Consider the following 3,792-nt stretch of genomic DNA (forward strand, 5'->3'; position numbering starts at 1 on the left):
TGCAACTGCGCGCTGTTCAATGAGGCCAACAAGTTTGCACCAAGACCCTTGATTTGCGAAATGTTGAGGGCCCGCAGTACCTCCGCTGGCAGATCATCGATCTGCCCTGCTTGCAGACCACTCAATTGCAACGAGCTTAAGGTGGTGATTTGTCCCGAACTGAGTGCTGCCAGATCCGCAGCCTCAATATTGGCCAACTGGGTGGTGGTCAGAGCTGCCAACTGGGTCGCAGTAAACGCTGCAACTTGCGAAGATTGCAAAGCGACCATCTGGGTGGGAGTCAAACCGGCTACTTGTGAAGTGGCCAGGCTCTTCAAGACATTGATTTGGAGAGCATTGAGTTGCGTTGCACTCAGATTGGCCAATTGGCTGGAAGATAAACCACTCAGTTGCGCACTGTTCAAAGCGGCAATATGTGAAGCCATCAATCCAGCCATTTGTGACATGTTCAACCCGGCAAGTTGAGTTTTATTCAAACCAGCCAACTGACTAGTGGAAAACGCCTGCATTTGGGTGCTTGTCAATCCACCCATTTGGCTGCTGTTCAAAACAGCAATTTGTGCACTTTGCAACCCGGCAATTTGGCTTAAGGTCAAATCGGCCAGTTGTGTACTGCTCCAGCCTTTGAGTTGATCTTGCGAGAGAACAGCCATCAGCACTGCACCCAAACCCACCATTTGCGTGCTGGAAAGGGCAGCCATTTGCTGGCTGTTGAAACCCTTGATCTGGGAAGAGCTTAATAATGCCAACTGCAGGGAGGTCAGAGCCTGCATTTGGGTAGCAGAGAGTGCGGCCAGTTGACCACTGCTCAATGCCTGCATCTGTGTTGTTCCCAAAGCTTGCACCAGAGAGGCACTCAGCCCTTTGATCTGTGTGGCACTCATCGCCTGCAGCAGATTGGTGGGCAAATCATCCATTTGTGAGGGCACAAAACCGGCAATTTGCGTGCTGCTTAAGCTGGCGATTTGCGTCGGGGTAAGCAAAGCAAAATCAGATGCCTGCAATCCGGCAAGTTGGGTCGCCGTCAAACCACTAAACTGATTGAGGGTAAGAGCAGCAATTTGCGTGGCGGTCAGATCTTGCATCTGCGTCTCACTCAAGGCAAGCAGTTGGGAAACAGTTAAGCTTTTGATCTGGGTAGCAGTCAAAGCAACAAGCTGGGAACTACCCAAATGGGCAATCTGCTCTGGAATAAAACCCAAAATTTGGTTGGTCGTCAGGTTGGCAATCTGACTGCCTTGCAAACCACTCAATTGGGTAGAGGTCAAAGCTGCCAGTTGGGTACGGTTAAAACCAAGCAGTTGTGAACTGCTCATGGAGGCCAGATGTGCGCTCCCCAAATTCTGTAGTTGCGTTGAGGTCAAAGCAGCAATCTGTTGGCTATTCAAGCCAAGCATTTGATTGTTATAGAGCGTTTGCAGTCGCTCTGATGGCAACCCAGCCATTTGCGTACTGGCAAGTGCACTCAATTGATTGGATGTCAACCCCATAAGCTGACTATCAGCCAGGTTGGCCAACTGCCCTGAGGTCAATCCATCCAGTTGTGAATTGGCCAAACTCATCATGGCGAGAGATGTCAAACCATTCAACTGCACGTTGCTCATCAGTGACAAGGTGGATGAGCGCAAGGCGTCGGCCTGCGTATTGGCCAAGCCACGAATCTGTGCCGAGGTCAAACCGGCCAGTTGGCTGTCAGCCAATTGGCTCCATTGACCGGAAGTCAAACCGTTCAAAGTCATATCGGCCAAATTGGCCAACTGTGCGGAGGTCAGTCCATTGAGCTGTGTATTCGCCAAACTCATCAAGGCGAGTGATGATAAACCACTCAATTGCTGATTGCTCATCACTGACAGAGTCGAAGAGCGCAAAGCATCGGCTTGCGTATTGGCCAAACCAGAAATCTGCGCCGAGGTCAAACCGGCCAGTTGGCTATCAGCCAATTGGCTCCATTGACCGGCAGTCAAACCATTCAAGGTTATATCGGGCAAACTGGACAACTGCGCGGAGGTCAAGCCATCCAGTTGGCTATGAGCCAAACTCATCAAACCAAGCGATGATAAACCACTCAATTGCTGATTGCTCATCACTGACAGGGTCGAAGAGCGCAAAGCATCGGCTTGCGTATTGGCCAAACCACGAATCTGCGCCGAGGTCAACCCGGCCAGTTGGCTATCGGCCAACTGGCTCCACTGACCCGAGGTCAAACCATTCAAGGTTGCATCGGAAAAGATCCCCAAAACTGCCGAGCTCAAGCCATTCAACTGGCTATCGGCCAGATTGGCCAACTGCAGGGAGGTGAGAACAATCAATTGTGTTCCTGCCAGGGAGCTCAACTGCAGGGAACCAAGAGCATCTAATTGGCTGTTGGCCAAACTGCCGATTTGTTCGGAGGAGGCTCCATTCAGTTGCACATCGCTCAGAAAAGAGAGCTGCACAGAGCTCAAACCGTTTAATTGGGTAGCCGCTAATCCACTCAACTGATTGGCCGTTAGACCCAACATCTGGTTGCTGCTCATCCCAATCAACTGGCTGGAAAGCAATCCATCCAGTTGGGTATTGGCCAGCGAAGAGAGTTGGCTGGAACTCAAACCGCTCAACTGCACAGAGGTAAGCGCAGCCAATTGCCCAAGGGTGAGCAGATCCAACTGCGTTTCCACCAAAGCAGCAATTTGCGCGCTGGTGATACCGGTCAGATCTAATCCAGGATCAAGCACGTTCATACCTATTGTTACAGCAGAGGCGACACGTATTACCGCTCCCGATTCTACATAATAATGGTAGCTATTGATGGTTCCACCATCTACCCAGCTTCTGCTATCCTGAACTGAATCACCACTATTTCCTTCAATAGTCAAAACGCCACTATCCGCAACAGTTTGTACAGCATTTGCATTCAAAATCAGGGTATTATTTCCACTACCGGTCAGATTGATCGCCTCAATCGCCGAAAGCGTGCTGCTATTTCCTGTCAAATCCAGGGTGACACCGGCTGCAGAGATTGCCAAAGTATCGGTACCACTACCACCATCGGCCAAGGCAAAATGGGCGGAGCTCACATTGATGGTATCATCGCCCGCATCACCATAAAGAGAGTCCCACCAATCTCCCGTCAGGGTATCATTGCCCTGATTGCCATGCAGAACATTGGCCGTAGCGTTGCCGGTTAGAGTATCATTGCCACTGCCTCCACTGGCATTTTCCAACACACAACCATAGGCAATCGCTATATTATTTGTTCCATAACTCGGTGTGTCGTCATAGAGAGCGCTGTACCAGGAAGGCACCTGTTCACTCCACACCCCACTGCTTCTATCCAGAAAGCCAAACTTGCCAATGGAGGAAAAATGACCGGGAGTAAGATCAATCACACAGTTGCTGGCAAAGGCCGAGGCATCAAGCGTATCCACACCGCCCGCATCCCAAATGGTTTCAATAACAGGACGATCACTCGGTATCGTCCAGGTGGTATTGCCTGAATTGCTGGTTGAATTGGCGCCATAAATGGCCTGCAAGACCGCGAGATCGAATAACTGAGGGGTCTCGGCCTGCAGTTTTACTGTACTGGAACTGACAGAGGTACTATTGCCATTGACTGTCTGGGTGGCTTTGATCAATCCCGAATAGGGATGGTCGGTATAGGACATGATGGTATATTGGTTATTATCCTGCGCAGCATAGTCCAAATCGCTGAGACTGGTCGCTTCAAAAGGATGTTTGAGCCCCAGAGCATGCCCCACCTCATGGATAATGGTGGAGAGCATCGAACCACCTGCTGACAGATCAGAATTCAGC

Annotated in this window: 1 protein-coding gene; it reads right to left on the reverse strand. The window is 50.6% G+C overall.

Annotated features, from left to right (window positions below):
• Nucleotides 1-3,761: M10 family metallopeptidase C-terminal domain-containing protein (locus EJP87_RS04125; RefSeq protein ID WP_193771127.1), on the reverse strand; the 3,761-nt coding region annotated here is incomplete at its 3' end.
• Nucleotides 3,762-3,792 lie beyond the last annotated feature (31 nt).

Origin of the sequence: Candidatus Magnetaquicoccus inordinatus (genome assembly GCF_004217665.1) — a bacterium.
Lineage (GTDB): Bacteria > Pseudomonadota > Magnetococcia > Magnetococcales > Magnetaquicoccaceae > Magnetaquicoccus > Magnetaquicoccus inordinatus.